1 protein-coding gene is annotated in these 344 nt (G+C 61.3%); it reads right to left on the bottom strand.

The window, feature by feature from the left end:
- Positions 1 to 344: TraC family protein (locus HMPREF2924_RS21300; RefSeq protein ID WP_168172968.1), on the bottom strand; the 344-nt coding region annotated here is incomplete at both ends.

Genomic DNA, 344 nt, shown 5'->3' with positions numbered 1-344 from the left:
ACGACCATCCGCACGCGCCGCTGTTGTCCTCGCCAGGGCAGCTTGCTGACGGCGGTGTCGACGAACAGTCCGCCCGGCTTCGAAATACCCTCCAGGTGATGCTTCATGAGCGCCAGGTACATCTCGCTGAAGGCCGATCCTCGCGCTCGAGGATGGACGTACTGCCTCAACTGCTCCTGGAAATTGTCCCAGCTGATCTCGTCCTGGGCGTAGAACTGGACGATCCAGGGCGAGGTTTCGTGCTCGTCGAAGGAGTTCTGCAGGGCTTCTTTCAATGCGTCCCGGGCGTTCTGCATCCAATTGGGATCGCGGCCCTCGGTGCCCAAGGGCACCAGCTCGAAGAA

Origin of the sequence: Pseudomonas sp. HMSC063H08 (genome assembly GCF_001813645.1) — a bacterium.
GTDB classification, from domain to species: domain Bacteria; phylum Pseudomonadota; class Gammaproteobacteria; order Pseudomonadales; family Pseudomonadaceae; genus Pseudomonas; species Pseudomonas aeruginosa.
This window is presented reverse-complemented; position numbering and strand designations above follow the sequence as displayed.